The sequence below is a fragment of the Streptomyces sp. NPDC003042 genome (assembly GCF_053591315.1).
In genome coordinates, this window is sequence record NZ_JBSFTP010000096.1 from 1 (window position 1) to 25,709 (window position 25,709).

Genomic DNA, 25,709 nt, shown 5'->3' on the forward strand with positions numbered 1-25,709 from the left:
GTCGCCCGGGTCGGCGGTGGGGCTGGGTTTGGCCGGCGGGGCTGAACTGCGGGGCGCTGCCCCGGACCCGGCGCCTCAGACGCCGGCGGGGCTGGATTTGCCCGGTGTGGCTGGGACGGCGCCGGGGCTGGATTTTGGCCGGCGTGGCCGGCGGGGCCGGATTCGGCTCGCGTGGCCGGCGGGGCCTGGGTCGGCGGCGGGGGTCGTGGGGGCGTGGTGACGGACACAGGTCGGGGTGGGGGAATCGTGGGTATGCTCGCGGCCATGCCCCAGCCCCCTTCTGCCGCATCGCGGGACGAACCCGTCATACGCGACCGTGGCGACGCCTGTCCCGGCGCGCTGCGACTGCATGCGGCGGACGACGGCGCACTGGCCCGCGTCCGGATTCCCGGCGGGCTGCTGACCACCCGGCAGGCTTCCCTGCTGGCGCTCGCCGCCGACCGGTTCGGGGACGGGCACCTGGAACTCACCTCCCGCGGCAACGTCCAGCTGCGCGGGCTCTCCGACGGCTGCGGAGCCGGGCTGGCGAAACTGCTGGACGGGGCCGGGCTGCTGCCCGCCCCGAGCCACGAGCGGGTGCGGAACATCGTGGCGACCCCCATGTCGGGTCTGGACGGCGGTGCGCGGCCCGATGTGCTGCCCTGGGCCATGGCACTGGACAGTTTGCTGTGTGACAGTGCACGGGCGGCGGCCTTGTCCGGCCGGTTCCTGTTCGCCTTCGACGATGGCCGCGGTGACGTCGCCGCGCTCGGCCCCGACATCACCGTCCTCGGCCGGCCCGAGGGCCGCGCGCTGATACGGCTCGGCGCCGCCGCCGACGCCGTGGAGCTGGCGGTCCCGGACGCGCCCGCGGCGGCGCTGCTCGCCGCCGAGTACTTCCTCGACACCGCCGACGCGGCCGGTACCCGCGCCTGGCGGGTGTCCGAACTCCCGCCCGAACACTCCTTGGACGAGGTCGAGTTCGCGGCGCGCCTGGCCGCCGCCGCAATCCCCGCGACCCGCGTGGCCGCCGTCGCCTGGCCGTACGCGCCGCCGCCCCAGCCCTGGGGGACAGGCAGCGGCCACCGGAACACGGTGTGCGTGCTGCCCCCGCTCGGACGGCTGACCTGCGACCAGTGGCGGGTCCTGGTCCAGGTCGCCGACCGCGGGCTCGGGGAGCTGCGCATCACCCCCTGGCGCAGCGTCATCCTGCCGGGCGCGAGCACCCGCCGTCCCCTCAACGGCGCCGCCCGGATCGAGGCCGCCGGTCTGGTGCTCGGCCCCGACAGCCCCTGGCAGTCCGTTACCGCCTGTGCCGGGCGCCCGGGTTGCGCCAAATCGCTGGCCGACGTACGCGCCGATGCGCGGGCCCTCGTAGAGGATGCGGTGCGGCGCGGTGTCCACGAGCGGCCCGGCGCGCTGCTGCCCGTGCACTGGTCCGGCTGCGAGCGACGCTGCGGTCATCCGCGCGGCGCCGCCTGGGTGGACGTGGTCGCCACCGGGGACAGCGGCTACCAGGTCTCCGCGCCCGGCCGGCCTCCCGTACCGGCACGCCCCTTCGACCTGGCGGCGGCCCTCACCGCCGCACGCAGCACCACCCCCAGCGTATGAACAAGACGCACATCCGATCCCGCCGCAGTGAAGAAATGAGCGAGTACACCGTGTTCCAGTACGAGAAGGACGGCGCGGAGATCTACCGCCAGTCCTTTGCCACGATCCGCGCCGAGGCGGACCTCTCCGGGCTGCCCGCCTCGGTCGCCCAGGTCGCGGTACGCATGATTCACGCCTGCGGCATGACCGACCTCCCCCAGGACCTGGGCTACACCCCCGAGGTCGTCCTGCGGGCCCGCGCCGCGCTGTGCGCCGGCGCGCCGATCCTGTGCGACGTCCAGATGGTCGCGAGCGGGGTGACCCGTAAGCGGTTGCCCGCCGGCAACGAGGTCATCTGCACCCTCTCCGACCCGGCCGTGCCGGAACTCGCCGCGAAGACGGGCACCACGCGCAGCGCCGCCGCCCTCGAAGTCTGGCGCGACCGCGGCCTGTTGGAGGGTTCCGTGATCGCCGTCGGCAACGCACCCACCGCGCTCTTCCGGCTGCTGGAGATGATCGAGGAGGGCGCCCCGCGCCCCGCCGCCGTCATCGGGGTGCCCGTCGGCTTCATCGGCGCCGCCGAGTCGAAGGACGCCCTCGCCGCGCACCCCTCGGGCCTCGACCACCTGATCGTGCGCGGCCGGCGCGGCGGCAGCGCCATCGCCGCCGCCGCCGTCAACGCGATCGCGAGCGAGGAAGAATGAGCATCCCCGCATCGAGCACGGCCAAGGGGCGGCTCTACGGCGTCGGCCTCGGCCCCGGCGACCCCTCCCTGATGACCCTGCGGGCCGTCGAGGTGATCGCCGGAGCCGACGTCATCGCCTACCACAGCGCCCGCCACGGCCGCTCCATCGCGCGCTCGATCGCCGCGAAGCACCTGCGCGCCGACCACGTCGAGGAACCGCTGGTCTACCCGGTCACCACCGAGACCACCGACCACCCCGGCGGCTACCAGGGCGCGATGGAGGAGTTCTACGAGGCCTCCGCCGCCCGTCTGGCCGCGCATCTGGACGCCGGCCGCACCGTCGCCGTGCTCGCGGAGGGCGACCCGTTCTTCTACGGCTCCTACATGCACATGCACAAGCGGCTCGCGGACCGGTACGAGGCCGAGGTGATCCCGGGCGTGACCTCGGTGAGCGCCGCCGCCGCCCGGCTCGGCACGCCGCTCGTGGAGGGCGAGGAGGTGCTGACCATCCTGCCCGGGACCCTGCCCGAGGAGGAGCTCACCGCCCGTCTCGCCGCCACCGACTCGGCGGTCGTGATGAAGCTCGGCCGTACCTTCCCCGCCGTCCGGCGGGCCATGGAGAACAGCGGCCGGCTCGCCGAGGCGCGCTACGTCGAACGGGCCACCATGGCCGGCGAGCGCACCGGAATCCTGGCGGACACCGACCCCGACAGCGTGCCGTACTTCGCCGTCGCCGTCGTGCCCAGCCGGATCGGCAACCCGGGCAGCGTGCCGTCCGGCCCCGGCGAGGTCGTGGTCGTCGGCACCGGCCCGGCCGGGCCGCTGTGGCTCACGCCCGAGACGCGGCGGGCCCTGGCCGACGCCGAGGTGCTGGTCGGGTACACGACCTACCTGGACCGGATCCCCGTCAAGCCGGGCCAGATCCGGCACGGTTCCGACAACAAGGTGGAGTCGGAGCGCGCCGAGTTCGCCCTCGACCTCGCGCGGCGCGGCCGGCGGGTGGCCGTGGTCTCCGGCGGCGACCCCGGGGTCTTCGCCATGGCCACGGCGGTCCTGGAGGTGTCCGGGCAGGCCGAGTACAAGGACGTGCCCGTACGGGTCCTGCCGGGCGTGACCGCCGCCAACGCGGCGGCCGCCGCGGCCGGAGCCCCGCTCGGCCACGACTACGCCACCATCTCCCTCTCCGACCGGCTCAAGCCGTGGGAGGTCATCGCGGAGCGGCTGCGCGCGGCCGCCGCCGCGGATCTGGTGCTGGCGCTCTACAACCCCGGTTCGCGCAGCCGGACGTGGCAGGTGGCCCAGGCCCGGGAGCTGCTGCTGGAGCTGCGCTCGCCGCAGACCCCGGTGGTCGTCGCGCGGGACGTCGGCGGACCGGCGCAGTCGGTGCGGATCGTCACGCTGGCCGAACTGGAGCCGTCCGAGGTGGACATGCGCACGATTCTGCTGATCGGCTCCTCACAGACCCAGGTCACGGAGCGCGCCGACGGGTCGCGGGTGACGTGGACGCCGCGCCGCTACCCGTGATCGCCTGACCCGCCGCGCGGGTGCGTACGACCGCGGCCCGGGACGTCACCGTCCCGGGCCCACGGGGCTACGGCACCGCCCGCCGGGACTGCGCGCCGTCGCCGCCACCGTCGCGGAGCCAGGCAAGGGCCGCCTCGACGGATACCGCCTCCGCGACGCCCGTCGGGATCGCGGGGCGGCGTACGACGAGGACCGGGATTCCGGCCTCGCGCGCGGCGGTGAGCTTGGGGGCGGTCGCCGCGCCGCCGCTGTCCTTGGTCACCAGTACGTCGATCCGGTGGCGGGCGAGCAGCTCCCGCTCCGCGGCGAGGTCGAACGGGCCGCGGTCCAGGAGGACTTCGAGGCGCGGCGGCATCGGCGTGTCCGGCGGGTCCACCGAACGCACCAGGAACCAGGTCCCGGTGAGGCCCGCGAAGGCGTGCAGGCCCATCCGGCCGGTGGTCAGGAAGGCCCGGCGGCCGAGGGAGGGCAAGGCGGCGGCCGCCTCGGCGAGGGAGGCCGCGAAGGTCCAGTCGTCGCCGGGACCCGGGGTCCAGCCGGGGCGGCGCAGCGCGAGCAGCGGTACGCCCGTGAGCGCCTGCGCCTCGACCGCGTTGAAGCTCATGCGCTCCGCGAAGGGGTGGGTGGCGTCGACCAGGTGGGTGACGTCGTTGCCGATGATCCAGCCCGCGAGGCCGGCCACGCCGCCGAAGCCGCCGATCCGGGTCTCGCCCGGCGGGAGCACGGGCGCGCTGACCCGGCCCGCCAGCGAGGTGGTCACGCGGTACGGGGTCTCCCGCGCCAGCGCCTGCGCCAGGAGGCGGGCCTCCGTCGTACCGCCCAGGATCAGCACATGGCCGGGGTCCGGTTCAGCAGACATGCCGGTCGCGCTCGGCGGAGTACAGGTGGCTGTCGCGGAACTGCTCGGCGCCCAGCGTGCGGCCCACCAGGATCACCGCGGTGCGCACCAGGCCCGCGGCCTTCACCTGTCCGGCGATGTCGGCCAGGGTGCCGCGCAGGATCAGCTCGTCGGGGCGGCTGGCCATCGCCACCACCGCGGCGGGGCAGTCGGCCCCGTAGTGCGGCAGCAGCTCGTCGACGACCCGCTCGGCGTAGCGCGTGGCCAGGTGCAGGACCAGCAGCGCGCCGCTGCGGCCGAGCGTGGCCAGGTCTTCGCCGGGGGGCATCGGCGTGGCCTGCTGGGAGACGCGGGTCAGGATCACGGTCTGGCCGACGGTGGGGACGGTCAGCTCGCGCTTCAGCGCGGCGGCAGCGGCGGCGAAGGCCGGTACGCCCGGGACCACTTCGTAGGGGATGGCGGCCGCGTCGAGGCGCCGCATCTGCTCGGCGACCGCGCTGAAGACCGACGGGTCACCGGAGTGCAGCCGCGCCACGTCCTGGCCGGCCGCGTGGGCCCGTACGAACTCGGCGGTGATCTGGTCCAGGTTCAGCTGGGAGGTGTCGACGAGCCGGGCGTCCGCCGGGCACTCGGCGAGGAGCTCGGGCGGGACCAGGCTGCCCGCGTACAGGCAGACGGGGGCGGCGGCCAGGGTCCGGGCTCCGCGCACCGTGATCAGGTCGGCGGCGCCGGGGCCCGCACCGATGAAGTACACGGTCATATGTGATCCACCTTCTCTTCGTCCGCGGTGTCCGTGGCGTCCGCCGCCTCCGTACGCTCCGCACCCTTCGTGACCGACCACTGCGTGACCGGCATCGCCTGCCGCCAGCCCGTGAAACCGCCGACCGGTACGGCGTGCGAGACGGCCAGCTTCACCAGTTCACCGCCGTGACGGCGGTAGCGGTCGGCGAGGACCGCCTCCGATTCCAGCGTGACCGTGTTGACCACCAGCCGGCCTCCGGGGGCCAGCGCCGACCAGGCCGCGTCGAGCAGGCCCGGCGCCGTCAGCCCGCCGCCGATGAAGACCGCGTCGGGGGTGGGCAGGCCCTCCAGGGCCCCGGGGGCGGCGCCCGTGACCACGAGGAGAGCGGGCACGCCGAGGGCCGCCGCGTTGGCGGTGATGCGTGCCGCCCGCTCCGGCACACGCTCCACGGTCACCGCGCGGCAGGAGGGGTGCGTACGCATCCACTCGATGCCGATCGAGCCGGAGCCGCCACCGATGTCCCACAACAGCTCGCCCGGGGCCGGGGCGAGCGCGCACAAGGTCGCCGCGCGCACGTGCCGCTTGGTGAGCTGGCCGTCGTGCTCGTACGCCGCGTCCGGCAGGCCGGGCGTCGCGCCGAGGCGGGGAATGCGGTGGGAGGGATCGCGCCGGCAGTCCACGGCGACCACGTTGAGGGGATCGCCCGGCGCGTGGTCCCAGCTCTCCGCGTGACCCTCGTACGCGTCCTCGCGCTCGGAGCCGAGCTGCTCCAGCACCCGCATGCGGCTCGGCCCGAAGCCCCGCTCCCGAAGCAGAGCGGCGATCTCGCCGGGGGAGCCGGAGCCCGCGCTCAGCACCAGCACCCGCCGCCCCTCGTAGAGCGCCGCCGCGAGCCGGGCCACCGGGCGGCCGACCACCGTCACCACCTCGGTGTCCTCCACCGGCCAGCCCAGGCGGGCGCAGGCGTACGACACGGAGGAGGGGTGCGGGTGGACCAGCAGGGCGTCCGGGCCCAACTCCTCGGCCAGCGCGCGGCCGATCCCGTAGAACATGGGGTCTCCGCTGGCCAGCACCGCGATCCGGCGGCCCGCGTGCTCCGCCGTCAGCTTCGGCACGGCCGGGCGCAGCGGGCTCGGCCAGGCGACGCGCCGCCCGGCGCACTCCCCGGGCGGCAGCAGGTCGAGCTGGCGCGGCCCGCCGATCAGCACCTCGGCCGAGGCCAGCGCGGACCGCGCGCCGGCGGTGAGCCCGGCCCATCCGTCGGCGCCCAGGCCGACGACCGTCACGGGGGGAGGGGGTGCTGCGGAGCTCACTGCGCGCTACCTCGGAGAACGGGGGACAAGGGGTGGACCCGCAGCCTACTGGCCGCCGGCCAGGGGCCCCGCGCCACCCTGACCGGAGCGGCCGTCCCGCCGCCGCGCCGGCCTGCCGCCACCTCGTACCCGGCGGGGCGGTCCTGGTGCTTCTGGGGGCGAAGTGCCGGGATCACAGGGGGAGTTCGTGGCCGCCGGTTCCTCCCCCCGGGACCGGCGCGCCGCGCCGGCCGGACCCAGGCCCGTGAAACCGACCTGCCGGACGTCGGACGCCGGACGCCGGGGGCCGGGGGCGCGGTCGGTGGGCAGCGCCCCGAGGAGGCGGGAGTTCCGGCCGGGGTGCGGGGCGCCCCCCAACGTGAGCCCGTCCGCCCCCGGGGCGCCTCCGGGCGCCCCGGACGGGACCTGACCGGGCCGCTGATCCCGGCGGAGACTCGACGGCATGGACGACGATCCGGACAACCACCCACAAGCCCGTGAAGCCCGTGACCAGGCGGTGGGCTGGGCTGCCGACGGCGGGGGTGCTCGCGGAACGGGGACGAACTACCGGAACAGGGGCCGCCGTCCCGGCCCACGCACGTGCTGTGCTCGCGGGGCGTCGAGCTGATCGAGCGGCGGCTGCGTCGCGGGATGACGGCCGACCTGACGGCGGGCGGCTTCGCCCTGCCGGAGTACGCCGCGCGACGTCCTGTGGCCGAGCCCCGCCGACTGGTTCGGGGCGATGCCGGGCGCCGCCGGTAGGTGACCGACCGTGCCTACGGCGGGCGGTGCGGTGCCGGTGGGCCCGCGTGGCGGTGTGCGGCTGGCCGCCGCCGTTGTGGTCGACGCGACCGGGGGCATCTCCCGGGCGCCCGCCTGGCCGGCTGTCTCGGCTACCCGGACCCGGTGCGGCGTCGCCACAGTACGGACGTGCAGGGCCGCCCGGATGGTCGACGCGACCGTGGGCACCTCCCGGGCGCCCGCCTGGCCGGCCGGCCTCGCCTTCCCGGCCCCGCCGCCGGCCTCGGTGAAGGGAGCCGGCAGGGTGCCCGGTGCCCGCCCGCTGGTCCGCCGCCACCAGGCCCTCGCTCGACCAGCTCGGCGACGGTCGTCCACCGCCGCGTCCGTGCCCCGATCGCCGCCGACGCCGTCATCCCGCCGTGGCGCGGTCGTAGAGGGCGCGGGTGGCGTCGCCGAGGAGACTGCTGTACGAGGTCACCTCGTCGCCCCCGCCGTCGCGGCCGCCGATCACCCCGATCAGGGTCCCGGCCGCGGTCAGGACCGGACCCCCGCTGGTGCCGTTCGGTACGTCCGCGCAGTCCAGCCGCAGCTGCGTGGGTCCGGCGGCCACGGCGGTGTTCGAGCAGCCCAGCGGCTGCTCGGCATCGTTCGGGTAACCCACCAGGCGGGCGGGAACGGGCAGTTCGGGCCGGAAGCGGATCTCGTGCGCGCCGGTGACCTCCTCGAGCCGCTGCCCGGGGTGCCCCGCGCGTCGTAGCCGGATGAAGGCCACGTCGTGGTCGGGGTCGGCGGACGCGACCCAGCGGGGGTCCACGTAGATCCGGGTGGGTACCCAGACGCCGTAGGGGGCCGCGCCGTCGCGGTAGCCGGGGACGAAGGCGAGATTGGTGCGAAAGCCGCTCCCGTACACGCAGTGGGCGGCGGTGGCGACGAGGTCCCCGCCGGGGGAGTGGACCACGCCGGCCGAGCAGTGGTGCTCGGAGTCCCAGTCGAGGCCGGGGGAGAAGAGCGCTCCGATCGACGGTTTGGTGGCCGCGGGCCGGGCCTCCAGCGGGTCGGAGGGCCGCCAGTCGGCCGGGGCCTGGCCGTTCAGACCCTGGCCGTTCAGACCCTGGCCGTTCAGGGCCTGACCCTCCGGGGCCCGACCGCCTTCGCGGAGGGGCTCGGCATCCGGGACGGGCCGGTTCCGCGCCGCCGGGTCCTCCTTCGCGAACCCCTCCAGCACCGCCGCGGCAGCCTCGTCGGCGAGCCCGGGATCCTGGACGTAGCTCCCGCGCGCCGGATCTCCGTCCGCGACATGCCCGGCGAGGGCGCGCAGGTCCCCCAGGTACGCGACGCCGAAGGCCGCCAGTACGCAGCAGACACCGGCCAGTACGCACACGCGTACGGCCCTGCCGCTCACCTTGCCGAACATGTGGCGCTCCTGCCCCTGACGATCACCGGTCCTGCGTCCAACGGGCGCGAAGGCGACACGGGTTCCGGAATCGGAACGTGTCCGCCCTCACACCGCTCCTCCCGTCATCCGCCGTCCTTCCCCACTTCATCCAACTCCCTTACTCTCCAGTCGACTTGAAACGGCATGGAGCTGACGGGAGCCGAAAGCATGAGAATACGGAACCGGATGGCGGGCACGGTGGCGGCCGCACTGGCCGCCCTGGGCCTCGTCCTGGGCACGGCCCCGGCGGGCGCGGCGGGCGCGGTGGACCAGCCGTACGCGGACCTGCCGTACGCGGGCTCGACCGGCGTCGGGGTGCACAACGCGTACGAGAAGACCAAGTACCCCTTCTTCGCCGACGCGCTGGACTCCGGCGCCGCGATGCTCGAACTCGACGTGTGGACCAACTTCTTCGGCAGCTCCTGGCGGGTCTCGCACGACAACCCCTTCGGCAACGACAACAACTGCGAGAACGCCACCACCCCCGCCCAACTGCGCACCAAGTCCCGCAACCAGAACCTCGCGGGATGCCTCTCCGACATCCGCAGCTGGCACGACGCCCACCCCGGCCACCGCCCGGTCGTCCTCAAGCTGGAGCTCAAGGACGGCTTCGCCGCCAACCTCGGGCGCGGGCCCGCCGACCTCGACGCGCTGCTGAACTCGAAGCTCGGCGACGCGCTGTTCCGGCCCGGGCAGCTCGCCGCCGGCCACCCGGACCTGGACGCCGCCGCCCGCGCCGGGGCGTGGCCGAGCCGCGCGGGCATGGCCGGGAAGTTCCTCGTCGAGCTGATCCCCGGCACGGTGGAGGAGGGCAACAGCGCCGACAAGCTGTGGACCGACCGGGAGTACGCCGAGCACCTTCGCGCCCTCGCCGCAGCAGGCCGGCTCGGCCAGGCCGCCGCCTTCCCGGCCGTGCACCGGGCCGCGGCCGGTGACCCGCGCGCCCGCTACGCCGATGCCGCGCTGCGGCCCTGGTTCGTCATCTTCGACGGGGACGCGAGCGCGTACGCCGGGGGCTCCATCGACACCGGCTGGTACGACCGCAACCACTACCTGCTGATCGCCACCGACGCGCACAACGTCGCCCCCGCCATCGACTCGACGCGTCCCACCGAGACCGAGGCCCGAGGCCGGGTCACCCTGCTGGCCGGCCGCCACGCCTCCATCGCCTCGGCCGACTGGTACCCCCTGCCCTCGGTCCTCGCCACCGTCCTCCCGCGCGGCTGACCGCCACCGGTCCGTCGGACCACCACCGCTGACTACGCCACGGGGCCGAGGTGGCCTTCGAGGACCGAGCCGCCGCACCGCGGCGTCGGGCAGCGCGACGCCGCGGCGCGTTTCGGCGGCGGTGATCTCGGGCTCGGTGGCGCCGACGGCATCGGGGATCCGCTCACGGAGCGTCCGCTCCAGCAATGCCGGATCCACCGACGACGGGGAGGCGAACTGCTCGTCACAGTCCTTGCGTCAGTGCTCCCAGTAGTCATCACGCGGCAGCTCGACCCAGAGGTCGGGTGGGCCCACGACGGCGCGCGCGTCGGTCAGTCGCAGTCCCGCGAAGGCACACGAGTACGCCACCGCGTTGTACCGGTAGAGGTAGGAGGCGAGGACTTCGTCGGGGGTGTCGTGCGGGGCCGGTCCGCCGCCCGGGTGGAGGTCCCAGCCTTCGACGACGCCGTCGCGGACGATGCTGCCCTGGTTGCCGCTCTTGGGGTTGGCGTAGAGGCCGTAGCAGACGGTTCCGGTGGACAGGCGCTTCAGTACACCCGGCATCGAGGGCGCGTAGCCCCACGGTTGGGTGACGACGCAGCCACCCGGCACGGTCGTCACGCCGACGATCCACAGGCTCTCGTCGAGTTCGGACGCCCACGGTTCCTCCAGCAGTTCCTCCAGCTCCTCGCCCCCCGCCGGCGTCGCCGCCAAGCGACGCACCGCTTCCTCGGCATCGATCCCGGCCACGCACGCCAGTCCCGTGCCCTCGTAGTAGATGTCTCCCAGCGCGGCGACCAGATGTCCGCCCTGCCGTGCCACCGTCCGCTCGGCCTCGCTCAGCCCGGGCTCTCCCTCCGGCACCACGAACAGATCCGGTGTCGGTCCGGCCAGGCTGAGCCGCCCCGGTGACCAGCCGCCGATCAAGGGCCGCCAGGGATCCGCTCCGGCAGCGGCGAGGGCCCGCGCGTTGTCCGGTCGGTCGGACAGGACGGCTTCCCACAGCGCGGTCGTCCCGTTCTGGAGCGCGTCCACGTCCCCGACGCGTCGAGCCAGCTCTGTGACCACCTCCGGTGAGCCGAAGGCCGCCGCCCGGTGCAGGGGCCGCCCTCCGCCCCACACCTCTGGATCGGCGCCCTGATGGAGGCGCCGCAGGACGCCCTCGTGGTCCTTCCACCCCTCCCAGCCCACGCCCGCCCAGCCGTCATGGTGACCCGTCATCATGCCCCTCCCACGCCGGACCGGACGTCTCTTTCCCGTCGTCCCGTCGCCCCGTACGCACACCGTCGCAGACAGGTCCGACAACGCACGCCCGGCATCGGTTCGGCCCAGGCCCGCACCCCCGAACCGCCGCGGGGTTGAGGCATTCTGGTCCCACGACCCCCCACCGCACCTCCAGGGAGCCTCTGTTGACCCACGCGCACGAGATCCGGGCCGCCGCCGGGCCCGGACGGGACATCGCGTTCGAGCGCCTGCACAACTTCCGTGACATGGGCGGCTACCGCTCGGCCTCCGACGGGCGCACGGTCGCCCGGGGCGTCCTCTACCGGGCCGATTCCCTCGGCAAGCTCCAGGGCGCCGACTGGGAGCGCTTCCTCGCGCTGGGCATCCGTACCGTCATCGACCTGCGCTATCCCTGGGAGATCGAGGCCAAGGGCCGCGTCCCGCAGGCGCACCGGTTCACGTACGCCAACCTCAGCATCGAGCACCGGCCCTACGACCAGGCCGCGATCGACCCCGACGTCGACCCGTGGCGCTACCTCGCCGACCGCTTCGCGGAGGTGGCCGAGGACGGCGTGCGCGAGATACGCGAGGCCCTCGAACTCATCGCCGCCGACCCCGGCCCGACCGTGTTCCACTGCACCTCGGGCAAGGACCGCACGGGACTCATCGCCGCGCTGGTGCTGACCCTCCTGGACGTCCCGGAGGACCAGATCCTGGCCGACTTCGCCCTCACCGAACGGGCCACCGCCCGCCTCACCGCCGACTGGCACGCCGCCAACCCCGGCCGCACCCTGCGCTGGCCCTCGTACGGCCGCGCCCCGGCCACCGTCATGTCGCTGGTCCTCGCCGATCTCACGGCCCGCTACGGCTCCCCGTCCGCTTACCTCGCCGACCGCGTCGGCATCACCCCCGCCACCACCGACCGGCTGCGCGGCCGCCTGCTCCGGTAGCGCGGGCGCCGTACGATACGAAGAGGGGAAGATCTGGTTTTCGGGAGCGAGCGATGGCCAGTCGGCACCGGTTCCACCTGGATCAGAACGGGCATTCGATCAGCGTGCTGTACGGCCGCCCGGGGCAGTCCGTAGAGGTCCTCGTCGACGGGAAGGCCGTCGCCGTCGGGAAGGCCGCCGCGGCCGGGCTCACCGTGATGAAGGCCGAGCTGCCGGGAGATCCGCCGCAGCCCTTCACCGTCCATCTCGGCAGCCCGGACGATCCCGGCGAGGCCCCGCTGTGCACCCTGGTGATCGACGGGGCGCGCTACCTCATGCCCGACATCCCCTTCGGACCCTCGCCCGCCGCACTCGCCGGCCCGTCGCGCCGGGGCGCGAGCGCGGTGTCCCCGGCCGCCTCCGCCCGCCGGTTCTTCCGGAGACTGCTGCGCCGACGACGCTGACGCGGGCCGCCGTCCTACGGGGCTCCGGGTCGGGTGACCGGCCCGAGGTAGGCGATCAGCTCGGGCGTGCCGGGCAGGCCCGGCAGGGTGTGACGCCGCCAGCCGGCGGCGTACGCGGGCGGCCGCCCGGTCCCCCGTACGAGCACCGCCACGGGACGGCCGCGCGCGGCGGCGCTCACCCCGGCCGGGGTGATGCTGGCATCGTGGCCGCCGATCTGACGGGACGCGCAGCCCGCGCGGAACGCGATGCGTACGGCCTCCTCGCCGCTGACCAGGCACGGCGGACGGATACCCAGGCGGTGCAGCTCGGCGGCCACCGCGCCGAAGGCGACCCGATTGGTCCGGCCGCGCGACGCCACTCGCTCCAGGACGAGGAACTGCACGGCCAGATGCGCGGCCAGCCCCAGCACGAGGGCGCCGACGGCGAGCGGGCGCGGCCGTACGGCACCGAGCAGCCAGGTCAGGCACACCGCGACCGGCACCGCGAGCAGCGCGTAGGCGGGCAGCAGGAACCGCGGCGCCGCGTACCCGACCATGAACAGGTACGGCGCCGCCAGCGACAGGCCGACCAGCGCCGCCAGGAGGACGGGCGCCCGGTCGGCCCTGCGCGCACGGACCGCCGCCAGGACCCCGCCCCCCACGAGCAGCGGCAGCGCCCACCACCACAGCGCGGCCACGGGCTGCCGCAACGGCACGTCGCACGGGCGGCACAGGGTCCGCCCGGCCAGCGCCCGCGCGTGGTCGCCGAAGGCCGGGTTCCAGCCCAGATCACCCTGGATCTCGCTGGCACGGGCGAGCCGGGCGAAAAGGCCGCCGTAACGGACGTACGCCTCGACGACCCACTCCGCGCTGCCGAGGGCCGCCCCCGCCGCGAGCACGACGAGCAGGGCGGGGCGGCGCCAGGCCCGGACGGCCAGGGCGGCGACGGCGAGCGGCAGCACGAGCCAGAAGGCGTCGCCGGGCCTCATCAGCGCGGCGAGCGCCACACCCCCACCGAGACCCGCCAGTGCCGCGCGGTCGGACCGGTCACGGGCGGCCCGCAGGAAGCAGCCGACCGAGATCAGCGCCCCGTACGCGACCCAGAGGTTCGGCATGGCCTGCGAGCCGTAGAGCAGGGTCGTCCACAGCCCGGCGAACAGCGCACCGGCGAGGGCGAGGACACCGGTGGGCAGGAGCCGTCGCCACACCCACATCGACAGGAACAGCCCCGCTCCCGACAGCAGGGCGAGCCAGACGCGGAGCGCCTCGACCGACGAGGTCAGAGCGGCCACCGGCGCGACGAGGAAGGTGATCCCCCGGGCGCGGGGCGCGCTGAAGAACGCGGCCGGTGCCTGCGGGGCGACCTGGCTGACGTAGACGGTCTCGTCCCAGCCGAGACCCGACCCGGGCACGACGAACAGCAGCTGGAGCACCGTGTACGTCGCGGCGACGAGGGCCGGCCACCGCAGCTCGCGGGGGACCGCCCGGTACGCGTGCGGGCGGGGGCGTTCTCCCCGGGGGCCGGGAGCCACGGCGGATGTCTGCGTCATGGGCCGGACCTCGTGAGAGCTCGGGGCAGGGCGGGCGACCTCGCGTCTGCGCTCCACGCTGCCCCGGGGCGGGCGCCCCCGCCATTCCGGTTACGGCACTCGGCGCTATTCGGGCCGTTCCTCCTCCGTCGCTCTCGCCCTCGACCGCCGGCGCTCTCCGCTGCCCGAGCGGGCCGCGGCCTGCCGCACGAACCGGCTCATCTGGTCCAGGACCTGCGCGAAGTCGTCCCAAGGGTCCGCGGCGGCCCGCGAGGGCCGGTTGCGGGCGGTGGTCTCGTGTGAACGGTCCATGGCACTCTCCGCTCCGTGCGTCCGCCGGCGTCGCGCGTCGCGGGCAGCCGCCCGCGACGCCGCCTCTTCCTGCTCACGCGCCTTCCCGGTCACCGGTCAGCGCATGCCGATCCTTCTCACGCGTGCCCGTGCCGCCGCTTGCGCGCCAGCATCCACAGGACGGCGGCGACGGCGGGCACGAGCCACCACCACGTGCTCCGGACGGCCTCGGTGGTGACGTAGACCTCCTCCCGGACGGGGCCCGGGCCCGCTGTTCCCGTGTGCGGGGTGTGCACGGCATGCGCGGCGTGCGAGGCCGTCTCGCGCACGCGCGTCCTGACCTTCGACGCCCGTGCCGTCACGTCGTGGCGCACCGCCGTCATCTTTCCGTGCATCTTGTCCTGCATCTGGCCCTTGAGGTCGGTCTTGGCGGCCAGGGCCGCGACGGTGCGGCTCAACTGCGCGCGCGTGTCCTCCAGCTGCTCCCGAAGCTTCTCGGGGGTGGGTGTGGAGCCGTTCGGCTCCGACTTGCCGGTCATCGGGGTGCTCCTCCAGTCCGGCCCGGTTCGCGGCGTGGCCCAGGCCGTCTCTGTCGGATCGTGCCCCGCCCCGCGCTGCCGGGCAGCGCACCTCGCCCCCAGCTACCGCTGGGAGGTACCCGGGGCTGCCGGAGCGCCCGAGTACGGCCGTAAGAGGGCGCCCCCGCGCCTCGCGGGGGACGGCACCGGACAACGCGGGGTCCAACCGGCACGATCCGAAGGAGACGGCCTAGCCGCGCTCGCCCTTGGGGCCGCGGCCTCGGTCGGTGCGAGGGCCGCTGCCGCGCGACTCCTCGTCGCTCTGCAGGGACTCGTTGGCCTCAACGTTGGCCTTCTTGTCCGGTACGCCGGCACGCTCGGCGTCCTTGCGCATCCTCGCGCGCCGGGTGTCGTACTCCTTGCTTCCTGGCTCGGGCACGACGATCACCTCCTGATGGTGTGCGGCTGCCCCGCCCCCGTGCCCGCAAACCACCCGGCTCCGCGACGGGCGGCCGTGACGTTTCTGCGGTGAATCATGGCCCCCACGCGGGTGAGTCGGCCCTCCCACCCCTGCCGCATCCGGCCCCCGGGCCGCTACAACGCCCAGGTGACCACCCACCTGTCGCGCGGCCTGCCCGCACTCGCGCTCACGCTCGCCGCCCTCCTGCCCCTCGCCACGACGTCCCCGGCCGCGGCTGCCCCCGCCCCCGGCCCCGACCCGATCGTCTTCGTCCACGGCTGGAACGCCGACGGCTCGGCCTGGAACACCATGGCCGGCCGTTTCGGCGCCGACGGCTGGCCGGCCGGGCACCTGGATCAGTGGACCTATGACACCGACCAGTCCAACGTCACGACGGCCTCCCAACTCGCCCAGGAGATCGACCGCGTGCTGGCCGCCACCGGCGCCACCCAGGTCGATGTCGTCACGCACTCCATGGGCGCGCTGTCCTCCCGCTACTACACCAAGAACCTGGAAGCCGGCTCCAAGGTCGACGCCTGGGTCTCCCTCGGGGGACCCAACCACGGCACCGACCTGGCGTACTGGTGCGGCGGAGCCTCCTGCCTGGAGATGCGCCCCGGCTCCGGCTTCCTGAACGCCCTCAACTCCGACGACGAGACCCCCGGCTCCCCGCGGTACGCCACATGGCGCTCACCCTGCGACAACGTCGTCAACCCCGACAGCAGCGTCGTCCTCGCGGGCGCCGCCAACCACGAGACGGCCTGTATCGGCCACGCCGAACTGCGCACCAGCGCGGCGGTGTACGGCGAGGTCAAGGCGCACATCGGCTGACGCGGCGGGCGCGTACTCAGCCCCGCGTCACCTTCGTGACGAAGCCGTCCAGGTTGCCGACCGTGCGCTCGATCCGCTCCTCCAGGCCCAGGCTCTCCTCGTACCGGCCGCTGCGCAGCTTGGGCTGCCGCTTGCCCCGTACGTAGAGGGAGCAGGCGAGGTCGGCGCATACGTAGAGGCCCACGGTGTTGCCCGCACGGCCCCGCGCCCCCGCCAGCGGGGCCGTGAACAGGGTGACGCCGGAGGAGGCGTGCCCGGTGAGGCAGAGCTGGCAGAGGCTGGACTTCACCGCGCTGGTGCGGGCCAGGCCCGGCACGCGCAGGGTGATGCCGAGGGGACCCTGCGGCCGCGCCAGGACCAGGTGCGCCCGCAGGGGTGCGCCCGGATCGATCCAGCCCAGGAAGTCCAGGTCCTCCCAGGGGAGTTCGGCGAAGTCCAGGGGGAGTTTCAGGCGGGTTGCCTCGCCCTTGGTGCAATTCACGAAGGACGAGCGGATTTGGTTCTCGGTGAGCGTTTCCACGAGGGTCGACCGTACGGGGCGCGACCCCGCTCCCGCATTCGATTATTCGCCCGGTTCACTGCCCGGCCTCCGGCTGCCCTGCGCCCTGCGGATCGCCCTCATCTCACTCTTACATACCCCCAGTGGGTATGCTACGTTGCTCCGCGAAGGTACCCCCCAGGGGTATGGACCAGGGAAGGGTCAGGGCAATGTCAACCGTCAATCCCCTGCGCTGGTGGGCACTTGCCGTGCTCGCCGCCGCGCAGTTCATGGTCATCATGGACACCTCGATCATCGGAGTCGCGCTCCCCGAGATGCAGAAGGACCTCGGCTTCTCGCAGGGCGAGTTGCAGTGGGTCTTCAACGCCTACGTCATCGTGTTCGGCGGATTACTGCTGCTCGGCGGTCGCCTCTCCGACCTCCTGGGAGCCCGCAGGGTCTTCGCCTCCGGCTGGGTGGTCATGATCGTCGGCTCGATCCTCGCCGCCGCCGCGCAGACGGCCTCGGTCGAGATCATCGGCCGCGCCGTCCAGGGCGTCGGTGGCGCACTGATCGCACCGGCGGCCATGACCCTGCTGATGATGCTCTTCATGCACGACCCGAAGGAGCTCGGCAAGGCCATGGCGCTGTACGGCGCGGCCGCCCCCGCCGGCGGTACCGCGGGCGTGTTCCTCGGTGGTGTCTTCACCGAGTGGATGAGCTGGCAGTGGGTCTTCATCATCTACATCCCGATCGGTCTCGCGACCCTCGCCGCGACCAAGCTGCTGCCGGCCGTCGCCCCCCGCCGCGGCTCCGTGGACGTCCTCGGCGCGGTCGCCGTCACCGCCGGACTCGCGCTCGCCGTGTTCGCCGTCGTCCGTGCACCCGAAGTGGGCTGGGGCTCCACCGCCACCGTCCTGGAGCTGATCGGCGCCGCGGTCCTGCTCGTCGTCTTCTTCGCGATCCAGAAGTTCATCCGCGAGCCGCTCATGCCGCTCAGCGTGTGGCGCGTCCCGCGTCTCGGCTCGGCCAACCTCGCGATGACGCTGCTCGGTGCCGCGTGGATCCCGATGTGGTACTTCCTGAACCTCTATCTCCAGCAGGTCCTGAACTACGGTGCTTTCGCTTCCGGCGCCGCGCTGCTTCCCATGACCATCCTGCTGATGATCTTCATGACCGCGATCACCTCCCGCCTCATGGGCAGGTTCGGCGCCAAGCCGCTGATCGTCGGCGGTCTGCTGGCCCTCGCCGCCGGCCTGGTCTGGCTGTCGGCCGTCGAGCCGACCGGCACCTTCCTGGTCGACGTCCTGCCGGCCTCGCTCGTCGCCGCGCTCGGCATGGCGCTCGCCTACATCCCCGCCATGATCGCCGCGATGTCGGGCGCTCCCCAGGAGCAGGCGGGCCTGGCCTCGGGCATCGTCAACACCACGTACAACGTGGGCTCGGCCCTGGGCCTCGCCGCCCTGACCGCCCTCGCCACCACGCAGGGCGCCGGGGAGCTCGGCAACCTGCCCGCCCTCACCGACGGCTTCAGCGCCGCGTTCCTCGGCGCCGCCGGCATCGCGGCCGCCGGCGCCGTGATCACCCTCCTGCTCATGAAGGGCGACAAGGCCGCCGCCGCATCCTCCGCCCCCGTCCCCCAGAGCGAAACCGTCAAGGTGTGACGTACGGGGCCTCGTCCCCGCACGCGTCAAGGGGTCGCCCGATGTCCTCCCAGGACGTCGGGCGACCCCTTTTTCCGCTCCGCCTCCGCCCGTCCGTAGAAGGAGATCCCATGGAAGACATCCGAACCCGTGCCGTGCACGTCGTGAACCAGCCTCTGCCACAGGGCAGTTGGCCGCTGTCGGTTCCCCTCGTGCAGTCGTCCGCCTTCGCCTTCGGCTCCGCGGACGAGCTGGCCGAGGCCATGGCCGGCCCCGACGGCCAGTACGTCTACAGCCGCCGCGGCAATCCCACCGTCCGCGCTCTGGAGCAGACGCTCGCCGGCCTGGAGGGCGGGGCTTCGGCCATCGCCTTCGCCTCGGGCATGGGAGCCATCAGCGGCGTCCTGCTGGCGCTGCTGCGCCCGGGCGATCAGGTGATCGCCCAGCGGTGCCTGTACGGCGGGACGTACGCGGCCCTGAACGACCTGGCGGACCGGTACGGCGTCGACGTCGCGTACATCAGCGGCGATGAGGTGGCCGAGTTCGAGGCGCTCGCGGGGCCCCGGACCAGGCTGCTCGTACTGGAGACCATCGCGAACCCGACCGGCCAGGTCCCGGACCTGCCGGGGCTGCTGGCCGCGGCCCGGCGGCGCGGCGTCCTCAGCGCCGTGGACAACTCCCTCGCCTCGCCCGTCCTGTGCCGCCCCATCGAACTCGGCGCCGACATCGTGCTCCACTCCACGACCAAGTACCTGTCCGGACATTCCGACGTCCTCGGTGGCGCCGCCGTCTTCGCGGACGACGGCCTGCGGCGGGAGATATGGCCGCGCACGGTGGAACTCGGCGCCTGCGCCGACCCGTTCGCCGCCTGGCTGACCCTGCGCGGGATACCGACCCTGCCCCTGCGCATGCGGGAGCACTGCTCCAACGCCGAAGTGCTGGCGGCCCGGCTGGCCGGCCATCCCGCCGTCACGGCCGTCCACTGGCCGTGGCTCGTCGGCCACCCCTCGTACGCCGCCGCGCGCGAGGTGCTCTCCGGTGGGGGAGGGCTGCTCTCGTTCGAACTGGCCGGCGGCCGGGATGCGGGTCGGGTGTGCGTGGAGGGCGTCCGCGTGGCGCGGCTCGCGCTGTCCCTGGGCGGAGTGGAGACGCTGGTGACGCATCCGGCCAGTACCTCCCATCGCGAGCTGGACGAAGGGGCGTTGGCGGCGGCCGGCATCGGAGCGGGCCTGGTGCGGATGTCGGTCGGCATCGAGGACCCCGAGGACCTGTGGCGAGACATCGAACAGGCCCTATCCGCAGTTGTTTTGGGTTGACAAAATAAATGGGTGATTCGTAGATTGGTTCACGCCAAGGAACGCTGTTCTATGTCAAGGGGGGCGCGTGATGCGCTACTTCGAGGACTTCCGGACCGGTGACGTCCACGAGCTGGGCACCGTCACCGTCACCGCCGAGGAGGTGCTGGAGTTCGGAAAGCGCTTCGACCCGCAGCCCTTCCACACGGACCCCGAACGCGCCGCGGCCTCACCGTTCGGCGGTCTGATCGCCAGCGGCTGGCACACCGCCTCGATGTTCATGCGGCGCTACGTCGACGGGCTGCTCGCCTACAGCGCCTGCGCCGGCTCCCCGGGGGTCGACGAGATCCGCTACGTGCGTCCCGTACGCCCGGGTGACGTCCTCACCGCCCGGCTGGAGATCCTCGGATCCCGGCCGTCGCCGTTCAATCCGACCACCGGCGTCGTACAGCCCAAGTGCCTGCTCCTGGACGCTGACGGGGCCGTCGTCTTCAGCATGATCCTGCACAGCATCTTCCAGCGCCGACCAGTAGATCCCCCCACCGCGCGCTGCGGCACCAAGTCCGGCGCGGAGGACCCGGTCGCCTGCGTGCGATCCATGGTCTGACCTCGCCGCCCCGGGCCGCCCCGGACACCGTGCCTGCCCGTACCCCATCCCCCCGATGTGAAGGGAGACCTCCTGTGGAGGCCGTATCCCGCACCGCCCAGTGGACCGCCGCAGCGCGAGCCCTGGAGACCGACCGCGAGGACAGGCTGTTCGCCGATCCCTACGCGCGCACCGTCGCCGACGACATCGGCTTCGAACTCCTGGAGCGCTACGCGGGAGCCGGCACCGTACCGTTCCTCGCCATCCGCACCACCTACCTGGACCGGGCGATCGCCAGGGCAGTCGAGGAGCACGGCATCCGGCAGGTGGTGTTCCTCGCCGCCGGCATGGACACGCGCTTCTACCGGCTCCCGTGGCCCGACGGGGTGAGCGTCTACGAGCTCGACCGCCCGGCGCTCCTGGAGGCCAAGGCGCGGATGCTCGCCGACGAGCCCGCTCCCGCCGGGCGCACCCGCGTCACCGTGCCCGTGGACCTGACGCAGGACTGGACCGGCCCGCTCGAGGAGGCCGGCTGGAGCGGCGACGAGCCGGTGCTGTGGGTGGTCGAGGGCTTGCTCTTCTTCCTCCCCGAGGACGCCGTGCGCAACCTGCTCTCCACGCTCGCCGTACACTCCGCGCCCGGCTCGGTGCTGCTCGGAGACGTCATCAGCAAGGCCGCGCTGGAGAACCCCCTCTCCCGCCCCTTCCTCAACTGCCTCGCCGAGGACGGCAACCCGTGGCTGTTCGGCACGGAGACGCCCGAGCGGCTCCTCGCCGACAGCGGGTGGGACGTACGCGAGGTGCGCCAGCCGGGAGAGCCGGGCGCCGACTTCGACCGCTGGCCGTACCCGGTCCCGCCGCGCACCGTCCCGGGCGTCCCGCGCTCCTTCCTGTTCACCTGTGACCTTCCGACCGCAGAGGCGGTGGCGGCATGAGCGGCACCCACGAGTTCCACCAGCGCGTGATCAGCGACGCGGGCGCCGCCGTACGCGGCCTCACCGTCGCCCTCGGCGAACGGCTCGGCCTGTACCGCGCGCTGGCCGAAGCCGGACCCCTGACCCCGGCCGGGCTCGCCGAGCGCACCGGGATCGCCCAGCGGTACGCGGAGGAGTGGCTGCACGCCCAGCTGAGCGCCGGGTACGTCGAACGCCACCCGAGCGCCGACACCTACACGCTGCCCGCCGACCACGTGCCCGTGCTGGCCGACCCGCAGGCGCTCACCTTCGCCGCCGGGTTCTTCACCGCCCTCAAGGCGCTGTACGCCACCGAGGACCTGCTCGTCGACGCGTACCGCTCGGGCGACGGCGTCGGCTGGGCGGAACACGACCCGGCACTGGACACCGGGATGGGAAGCTTCTTCCAGCCCACCTACGAGCACCGGCTCGTCCCCGACTGGCTGCCCGCCCTGCACGGGGTCACCGGCAAGCTGGCGGCCGGCGGCACCGTGGCCGACGTCGGGTGCGGCGTCGGGCACACCACGCTGCTCATCGCGAAGGCCTTCCCCGAGGCGACCGTGCACGGCTTCGACTACTCCGAAGAGGCCATCTCCATCGCCCGGCAGCTCGCCGAGGAGGCCGGACTCTCCGACCGCGTCGTCTTCGACGTCGCCTCGGCCGACGACTACCCCGGCACCGGCTACGACCTGGTCACCTTCTTCAACGCCCTGCACGACATGGGCGACCCGGTCGCCGCCGCCCAGCACGTGCACAAGTCCCTCGACGGCGAGGGGACGTGGATGCTCGTCGAGTCGAACGTCTCGCCCGCGGACATCGACACGCAGACTCCCGCCGCCCGCATGTTCATGGCCCTGTCCGCCGTGATGTGCCTGCCCGTGGCCGTTGCCCAGCGAGGTCCCCACGCGCTCGGCAACCACTCCGGCGAGAAGGCGTTCCGCGCCATCGCCGAGGAGGCCGGCTTCACCCGCTGGCGCCGCGCGACCGAGACGCCGGTCAACGCCGTCTACGAAGTCCGGCCCTGAGCCCGCGCCCCGCGCCGCATCCACCACACACCGAGGGAGACTCCATGGGCGTCGCCGCCCCCCTGCCCGTCAGCGACCGTTTCCTGGAAGTCCTGGAACGGCTCAGCTCGCGCTCCATCGAGGAGTACTACAACCCCTACCAGCAGTTCGACTGGCCCGAAAAGCTCGAAGAGGGCCGGATGTGGATGACCCCCGAGCTGCTCACCGTCTACGGCACCCCCTTCTACGAGGAGCTCGGCGAGGAGACCGTCCAGCGCCTTTCCAAGTGGGAGAGCATCAACTTCTACAGCCTCAACGTGCACGGCATCCGTGAGCTGCTCATCGAGGTCGTCGGCCGGATCCACATGCCCGGCTTCGAAGTCCCCTCGGACTTCTTCCACCACTTCATCGGCGAAGAGAACGAACACATGTGGTTCTTCGCCGAGTTCTGCCGCCGCTACGGCGACAAGATCTACAGCTCGACCGCCATGCGCGCCGACTCCGCGTGGGAGCCGGAGGTGGAGAACTTCCTGGTGTTCGCCCGGATCCTGTTCTTCGAGGAGCTCGTCGACCACTACAACACGCGGATGGCGCGGGACGAGTCCCTGTGCCACACCATCCGCGAGGTCAACCGCATCCACCACCAGGACGAGTCCCGGCACATCGCCTTCGGGCGCGAGCTGGTGTCCCTGCTCTTCAAGCGGATGAAGGACACCGTTCCCGCCCAGCGGATCGCCGAGGTGGAGGCGTACCTCAAGCGGTACGTCGTCTACAGCGTCAACTCCCTCTACAACCCGCACGTCTACCGCGACGCGGGCATCGCCGACCCGCTGGCCCTACGCAACGCCCTGGTCGCCGACGAGGGGCGCCGTCCGTACGAGCGCAAGGCCATCCGCAAGCCGCTCGGCTTCTTCCTGAAGACCGGGATCTTCACCGACGACGTACTGCCCGTCGTCTGAACGAGCCGTCCGCCGTCCGAGAGGGACCCCACCATGACCGTGACACATCCGCCTGCGAGCGTCGGGGAGACGAGGGGCCTGCCGTCCCTCGGACCCGAGGGAACCGCACTCCTGCGGCTCCTCGACGACACCTTCGAGAGCTGGGGCGTGAGCGCGGGCGCCCGCCCGATGACCATGCCTCCGCTGCTGCCGGCCGCCGACCTGGCCCGCCTCGACTACTACGACAACTTCCCGCACCAGGCCGTCCTCGCCGCCCCGCTCGACCTGGCGGCCCGGGAGACCAGCGCGTTCTGTACGGATTCCGGCAGTTTTCCGCGCGGTGCGCTGCAACCCGCGGTGCTGGGTCTGCCGTCCGCGTCGTGCTACGCCGTGTACATCGACCACCAGGGTCGCCAGGTCGCCGACGACACGCTGGTCACGGTTGTCGGTTGGTGCTTCCGCCAGGAGGAGTACTACGAGGGCCTGCGACGGCAGCTCGGTTTCCGCATGCGGGAGGTCGTGGCGATCGGTACCCGTGAGCACGCCGAGTCCCACCTCGCCGCGTTCACCGCCCGGATCCAGGCCTTCGCCGCGGCCGTGGACCTGCCGCTGCGCAAGGAGGCCGCCTGCGACCCGTTCTTCGACAAGGGCAGCTCGAAGGCCGTGCTCCAGCGGCTCACCCCGGTCAAGCACGAGTTCCTGTACGAGGACCTGGCGATCGCCTCGGTCAACACGCACCGCAATTTCTTCGGTGACCGGTGCCGGATCACACTGCAATCGAGCGGCACCCCGGCCTTCACCAGCTGCGCCGCGTTCGGCCTGGAGCGCTGGCTGTCCGCGCTGACCCGACGCCACGGCAGCTGGGAGGCGGCGACCGAGGCCGTCCTGCGCGCGAATGCGGCCGGGCCGGCGATCTGACGTGGCGACCCGACCCCTCGCCCCGCCGGCGGGCGGGCCGGGCTGGGCGAATCTCGGCATGGACATCGTGTCCGTCACCCGCGTCCGCCGGCTGCTCGCCGAGTACGGCGAGGACATCTTCGAGCGGATCCTCACCCCCGGCGAACTCGCCGACTGCCGAAGGATCTACGGGCTCGACGTACTGGGCCTGTGCGGCCGGATAGCGGCGAAGGAAGCGGCGTTCAAGACCTTCCGAGCCCGGGGCGGGTTCCTGCCCTGGCTCGACATCGTCGTACGGCGCTCCGAAGGCGGCTGGCCGCTCGTCGAGCTTCGACGGGGCGCGGCCGAGATGGCCGCCGAGTGCGGCATCGCCGACATCTCTGTGTCGATCAGCCACGACGTGGACTACGCGGTCGCCGTGGCCACCCCAGTACTCCAGGCCGGCTCCGAAGGACACCCCCTCCCGGCGGGTCTCCCGGATCCGGCCGACGCAACCGCGCACCACACCTCACCCACAGACAGCACTTCAAGGAGAACCCTCATGTCCGACGGTCTGCAGCAGATGAAGAACTGGCTCCTCGCCCGCCACACCGAGCTCGAAGACATCCCCTCCGACCTGGACCTCATCGAGCACCGGCTCATCGACTCGCTGTCCTTCGTGGAGTTCGTCTTCCTGCTGGAGCAGCACAGCGGGCGGTCGATCCAGATGGAGACGCTGGAAATCGACGAGATCCGCACCTTCGCCGCCATCGAGGCCCACTTCTTCCCGGTCGAGGTGGCGCAGTGAGCAAGCGGCTGTTCACCTCCGAATCGGTCACCGAGGGGCATCCCGACAAGATCGCCGACCGGATCAGCGACACGATCCTCGACGCGCTGCTCCGCGAGGACCCCACCTCCCGGGTGGCGGTGGAGACGCTGATCACCACGGGCCTGGTCCACATCGCGGGCGAGGTGACGACGAAGGCGTACGCGCCGATCGCCCAGCTCGTACGCGAGGCGATCCTGGACATCGGCTACGACTCCTCGAAGAAGGGCTTCGACGGCGCCTCCTGTGGCGTGTCGGTGTCCATCGGCGCCCAGTCCCCGGACATCGCGCAGGGCGTCGACACCGCCTTCGAGAAGCGGGTCGAGGGTGCCGCCGCGGGTGAGGAGGGTGACGAGCTCGACAAGCAGGGCGCGGGCGACCAGGGCCTGATGTTCGGCTACGCCTGCGACGAGACGCCCGAGCTGATGCCGCTCCCGATCCACATCGCGCACCGGCTCTCGCGCCGCCTGTCCGAGGTCCGCAAGAACGGGACCATCCCGTACCTGCGCCCTGACGGCAAGACCCAGGTCACCATCGAGTACGACGGCGACAAGGCCGTGCGCCTGGACACGGTCGTCGTGTCCTCGCAGCACGCCGCGGACATCGACCTCGACTCGCTGCTCGCTCCCGACATCCGCGCGTTCGTCGTCGAGCACGTGCTGGCGCAGCTCGTCGAGGACGGCATCAAGCTCGACACCGAGGGCTACCGGCTGCTGGTGAACCCGACCGGGCGCTTCGAGATCGGCGGCCCGATGGGCGACGCGGGTCTGACCGGCCGCAAGATCATCATCGACACGTACGGTGGCATGGCCCGCCACGGCGGCGGCGCCTTCTCCGGCAAGGACCCGTCCAA

The 25,709-nt window shown here is 73.1% G+C and carries 26 protein-coding genes; 16 read left to right on the forward strand and 10 right to left on the reverse strand.

The genetic code is table 11. The features are described 5' to 3' along the window. Positions 1 to 252: 252 nt before the first annotated feature. From cobG to ACWDYJ_RS31840, 3 genes are read left to right on the forward strand one after another with little or no spacing between them, the layout of a single operon-like run. A complete protein-coding gene (gene cobG / locus ACWDYJ_RS31830; RefSeq protein WP_451569089.1) occupies positions 253 to 1,590 on the forward strand; it encodes a precorrin-3B synthase in 1,338 nt (445 codons plus the stop codon). Between the two features lie 35 nt (positions 1,591 to 1,625). Continuing rightward, on the forward strand, positions 1,626 to 2,273 hold the full coding sequence (locus ACWDYJ_RS31835) for a precorrin-8X methylmutase (RefSeq protein ID WP_451569065.1): 648 nt from the start codon (positions 1,626 to 1,628) through the stop codon (positions 2,271 to 2,273). Next, positions 2,270 to 3,778, forward strand: coding sequence for a precorrin-2 C(20)-methyltransferase (locus ACWDYJ_RS31840; RefSeq protein WP_451569066.1), 1,509 nt, complete (start codon positions 2,270 to 2,272; stop codon positions 3,776 to 3,778). The genes ACWDYJ_RS31835 and ACWDYJ_RS31840 overlap by 4 nt, the downstream gene beginning before the upstream one ends. Positions 3,779 to 3,845: 67 nt before the next feature. Here ACWDYJ_RS31840 and ACWDYJ_RS31845 read toward each other — a convergent pair whose 3' ends face one another. The 4 genes from ACWDYJ_RS31845 to ACWDYJ_RS31860 all read right to left on the reverse strand — a co-directional run bounded on the left by ACWDYJ_RS31845 (position 3,846) and on the right by ACWDYJ_RS31860 (position 8,805). Then, positions 3,846 to 4,637 carry a cobalt-precorrin-6A reductase gene (locus tag ACWDYJ_RS31845; RefSeq protein ID WP_451569067.1) on the reverse strand — a complete coding sequence of 264 codons (792 nt, stop codon included), beginning with the start codon at positions 4,635 to 4,637 and terminating at the stop codon, positions 3,846 to 3,848. Next, positions 4,627 to 5,376, reverse strand: a complete 750-nt coding sequence (cobM, locus tag ACWDYJ_RS31850) for a precorrin-4 C(11)-methyltransferase (RefSeq protein WP_451569068.1) — start codon at positions 5,374 to 5,376, stop codon at positions 4,627 to 4,629. The genes ACWDYJ_RS31845 and cobM overlap by 11 nt, the downstream gene beginning before the upstream one ends. Continuing rightward, a complete protein-coding gene (gene cbiE, locus ACWDYJ_RS31855) occupies positions 5,373 to 6,644 on the reverse strand; it encodes a precorrin-6y C5,15-methyltransferase (decarboxylating) subunit CbiE (RefSeq protein ID WP_451569069.1) in 1,272 nt (423 codons plus the stop codon). The genes cobM and cbiE overlap by 4 nt, the downstream gene beginning before the upstream one ends. A 1,156-nt stretch (positions 6,645 to 7,800) precedes the next feature. After that, a complete protein-coding gene (locus ACWDYJ_RS31860) occupies positions 7,801 to 8,805 on the reverse strand; it encodes a trypsin-like serine peptidase (RefSeq protein ID WP_451569070.1) in 1,005 nt (334 codons plus the stop codon). Positions 8,806 to 8,994: 189 nt separating this feature from the next. Between ACWDYJ_RS31860 and ACWDYJ_RS31865 the strand changes: the two genes are divergently transcribed. After that, positions 8,995 to 10,053 carry a phosphatidylinositol-specific phospholipase C domain-containing protein gene (locus tag ACWDYJ_RS31865; RefSeq protein ID WP_451569071.1) on the forward strand — a complete coding sequence of 353 codons (1,059 nt, stop codon included), beginning with the start codon at positions 8,995 to 8,997 and terminating at the stop codon, positions 10,051 to 10,053. A 237-nt stretch (positions 10,054 to 10,290) separates the two neighbouring features. Here the strand turns inward: ACWDYJ_RS31865 and ACWDYJ_RS31870 are convergent, their stop codons facing one another. Then, on the reverse strand, positions 10,291 to 11,253 hold the full coding sequence (locus ACWDYJ_RS31870; protein ID WP_451569090.1) for an ankyrin repeat domain-containing protein: 963 nt from the start codon (positions 11,251 to 11,253) through the stop codon (positions 10,291 to 10,293). Positions 11,254 to 11,441: 188 nt separating this feature from the next. Between ACWDYJ_RS31870 and ACWDYJ_RS31875 the strand changes: the two genes are divergently transcribed. Then, the gene (locus tag ACWDYJ_RS31875) at positions 11,442 to 12,206 is read left to right on the forward strand and encodes a tyrosine-protein phosphatase (protein ID WP_451569072.1); all 765 of its coding nucleotides are present in this window, start codon (positions 11,442 to 11,444) and stop codon (positions 12,204 to 12,206) included. Positions 12,207 to 12,259: 53 nt separating this feature from the next. Further along, positions 12,260 to 12,649, forward strand: coding sequence for a hypothetical protein (locus ACWDYJ_RS31880; RefSeq protein ID WP_451569073.1), 390 nt, complete (start codon positions 12,260 to 12,262; stop codon positions 12,647 to 12,649). A 14-nt stretch (positions 12,650 to 12,663) separates the two neighbouring features. Here ACWDYJ_RS31880 and ACWDYJ_RS31885 read toward each other — a convergent pair whose 3' ends face one another. The 4 genes from ACWDYJ_RS31885 to ACWDYJ_RS31900 form a co-directional block, all read right to left on the reverse strand. Beyond that, positions 12,664 to 14,178, reverse strand: coding sequence for a hypothetical protein (locus ACWDYJ_RS31885; RefSeq protein ID WP_451569074.1), 1,515 nt, complete (start codon positions 14,176 to 14,178; stop codon positions 12,664 to 12,666). A 105-nt stretch (positions 14,179 to 14,283) separates the two neighbouring features. After that, a complete protein-coding gene (locus ACWDYJ_RS31890; RefSeq protein ID WP_451569075.1) occupies positions 14,284 to 14,469 on the reverse strand; it encodes a hypothetical protein in 186 nt (61 codons plus the stop codon). A gap of 116 nt (positions 14,470 to 14,585) precedes the next feature. Continuing rightward, positions 14,586 to 14,987: a DUF3618 domain-containing protein gene (locus ACWDYJ_RS31895; protein WP_451569076.1), complete on the reverse strand. Its 402-nt coding sequence runs from the start codon at positions 14,985 to 14,987 to the stop codon at positions 14,586 to 14,588. 229 nt (positions 14,988 to 15,216) lie between these two features. Further along, on the reverse strand, positions 15,217 to 15,405 hold the full coding sequence (locus ACWDYJ_RS31900; RefSeq protein WP_451569077.1) for a hypothetical protein: 189 nt from the start codon (positions 15,403 to 15,405) through the stop codon (positions 15,217 to 15,219). A gap of 168 nt (positions 15,406 to 15,573) precedes the next feature. Here ACWDYJ_RS31900 and ACWDYJ_RS31905 point away from each other — a divergent pair, with 168 nt between their 5' ends. Then, the gene (locus ACWDYJ_RS31905) at positions 15,574 to 16,257 is read left to right on the forward strand and encodes an esterase/lipase family protein (RefSeq protein WP_451569078.1); all 684 of its coding nucleotides are present in this window, start codon (positions 15,574 to 15,576) and stop codon (positions 16,255 to 16,257) included. 16 nt (positions 16,258 to 16,273) lie between these two features. Here the strand turns inward: ACWDYJ_RS31905 and ACWDYJ_RS31910 are convergent, their stop codons facing one another. Next, positions 16,274 to 16,777 carry an FBP domain-containing protein gene (locus tag ACWDYJ_RS31910; protein WP_451569079.1) on the reverse strand — a complete coding sequence of 168 codons (504 nt, stop codon included), beginning with the start codon at positions 16,775 to 16,777 and terminating at the stop codon, positions 16,274 to 16,276. A 188-nt stretch (positions 16,778 to 16,965) separates the two neighbouring features. Here ACWDYJ_RS31910 and ACWDYJ_RS31915 point away from each other — a divergent pair, with 188 nt between their 5' ends. The 9 genes from ACWDYJ_RS31915 to metK form a co-directional block, all read left to right on the forward strand. Then, on the forward strand, positions 16,966 to 18,399 hold the full coding sequence (locus ACWDYJ_RS31915; protein WP_451569080.1) for an MFS transporter: 1,434 nt from the start codon (positions 16,966 to 16,968) through the stop codon (positions 18,397 to 18,399). 110 nt (positions 18,400 to 18,509) lie between these two features. Then, the gene (locus tag ACWDYJ_RS31920) at positions 18,510 to 19,694 is read left to right on the forward strand and encodes a trans-sulfuration enzyme family protein (protein ID WP_451569081.1); all 1,185 of its coding nucleotides are present in this window, start codon (positions 18,510 to 18,512) and stop codon (positions 19,692 to 19,694) included. Positions 19,695 to 19,764: 70 nt separating this feature from the next. After that, a complete protein-coding gene (locus ACWDYJ_RS31925) occupies positions 19,765 to 20,280 on the forward strand; it encodes a MaoC family dehydratase (protein WP_451569082.1) in 516 nt (171 codons plus the stop codon). A 74-nt stretch (positions 20,281 to 20,354) separates the two neighbouring features. Beyond that, positions 20,355 to 21,194: a class I SAM-dependent methyltransferase gene (locus ACWDYJ_RS31930; protein WP_451569083.1), complete on the forward strand. Its 840-nt coding sequence runs from the start codon at positions 20,355 to 20,357 to the stop codon at positions 21,192 to 21,194. Then, on the forward strand, positions 21,191 to 22,237 hold the full coding sequence (locus ACWDYJ_RS31935; protein WP_451569084.1) for a class I SAM-dependent methyltransferase: 1,047 nt from the start codon (positions 21,191 to 21,193) through the stop codon (positions 22,235 to 22,237). Before ACWDYJ_RS31930 ends, ACWDYJ_RS31935 begins: the two co-directional genes overlap by 4 nt. A 44-nt stretch (positions 22,238 to 22,281) precedes the next feature. Further along, complete coding sequence (locus ACWDYJ_RS31940) at positions 22,282 to 23,175, forward strand: diiron oxygenase (RefSeq protein WP_451569085.1); 894 nt, start codon at positions 22,282 to 22,284, stop codon at positions 23,173 to 23,175. A gap of 33 nt (positions 23,176 to 23,208) precedes the next feature. Beyond that, complete coding sequence (locus ACWDYJ_RS31945) at positions 23,209 to 24,072, forward strand: hypothetical protein (RefSeq protein ID WP_451569086.1); 864 nt, start codon at positions 23,209 to 23,211, stop codon at positions 24,070 to 24,072. A gap of 1 nt (position 24,073) precedes the next feature. Beyond that, complete coding sequence (gene acpS / locus ACWDYJ_RS31950) at positions 24,074 to 24,838, forward strand: holo-ACP synthase (protein ID WP_451569087.1); 765 nt, start codon at positions 24,074 to 24,076, stop codon at positions 24,836 to 24,838. Beyond that, positions 24,835 to 25,709: methionine adenosyltransferase (gene metK, locus ACWDYJ_RS31955; RefSeq protein ID WP_451569088.1), on the forward strand; the 875-nt coding region annotated here is incomplete at its 3' end. The genes acpS and metK, both read left to right, overlap by 4 nt.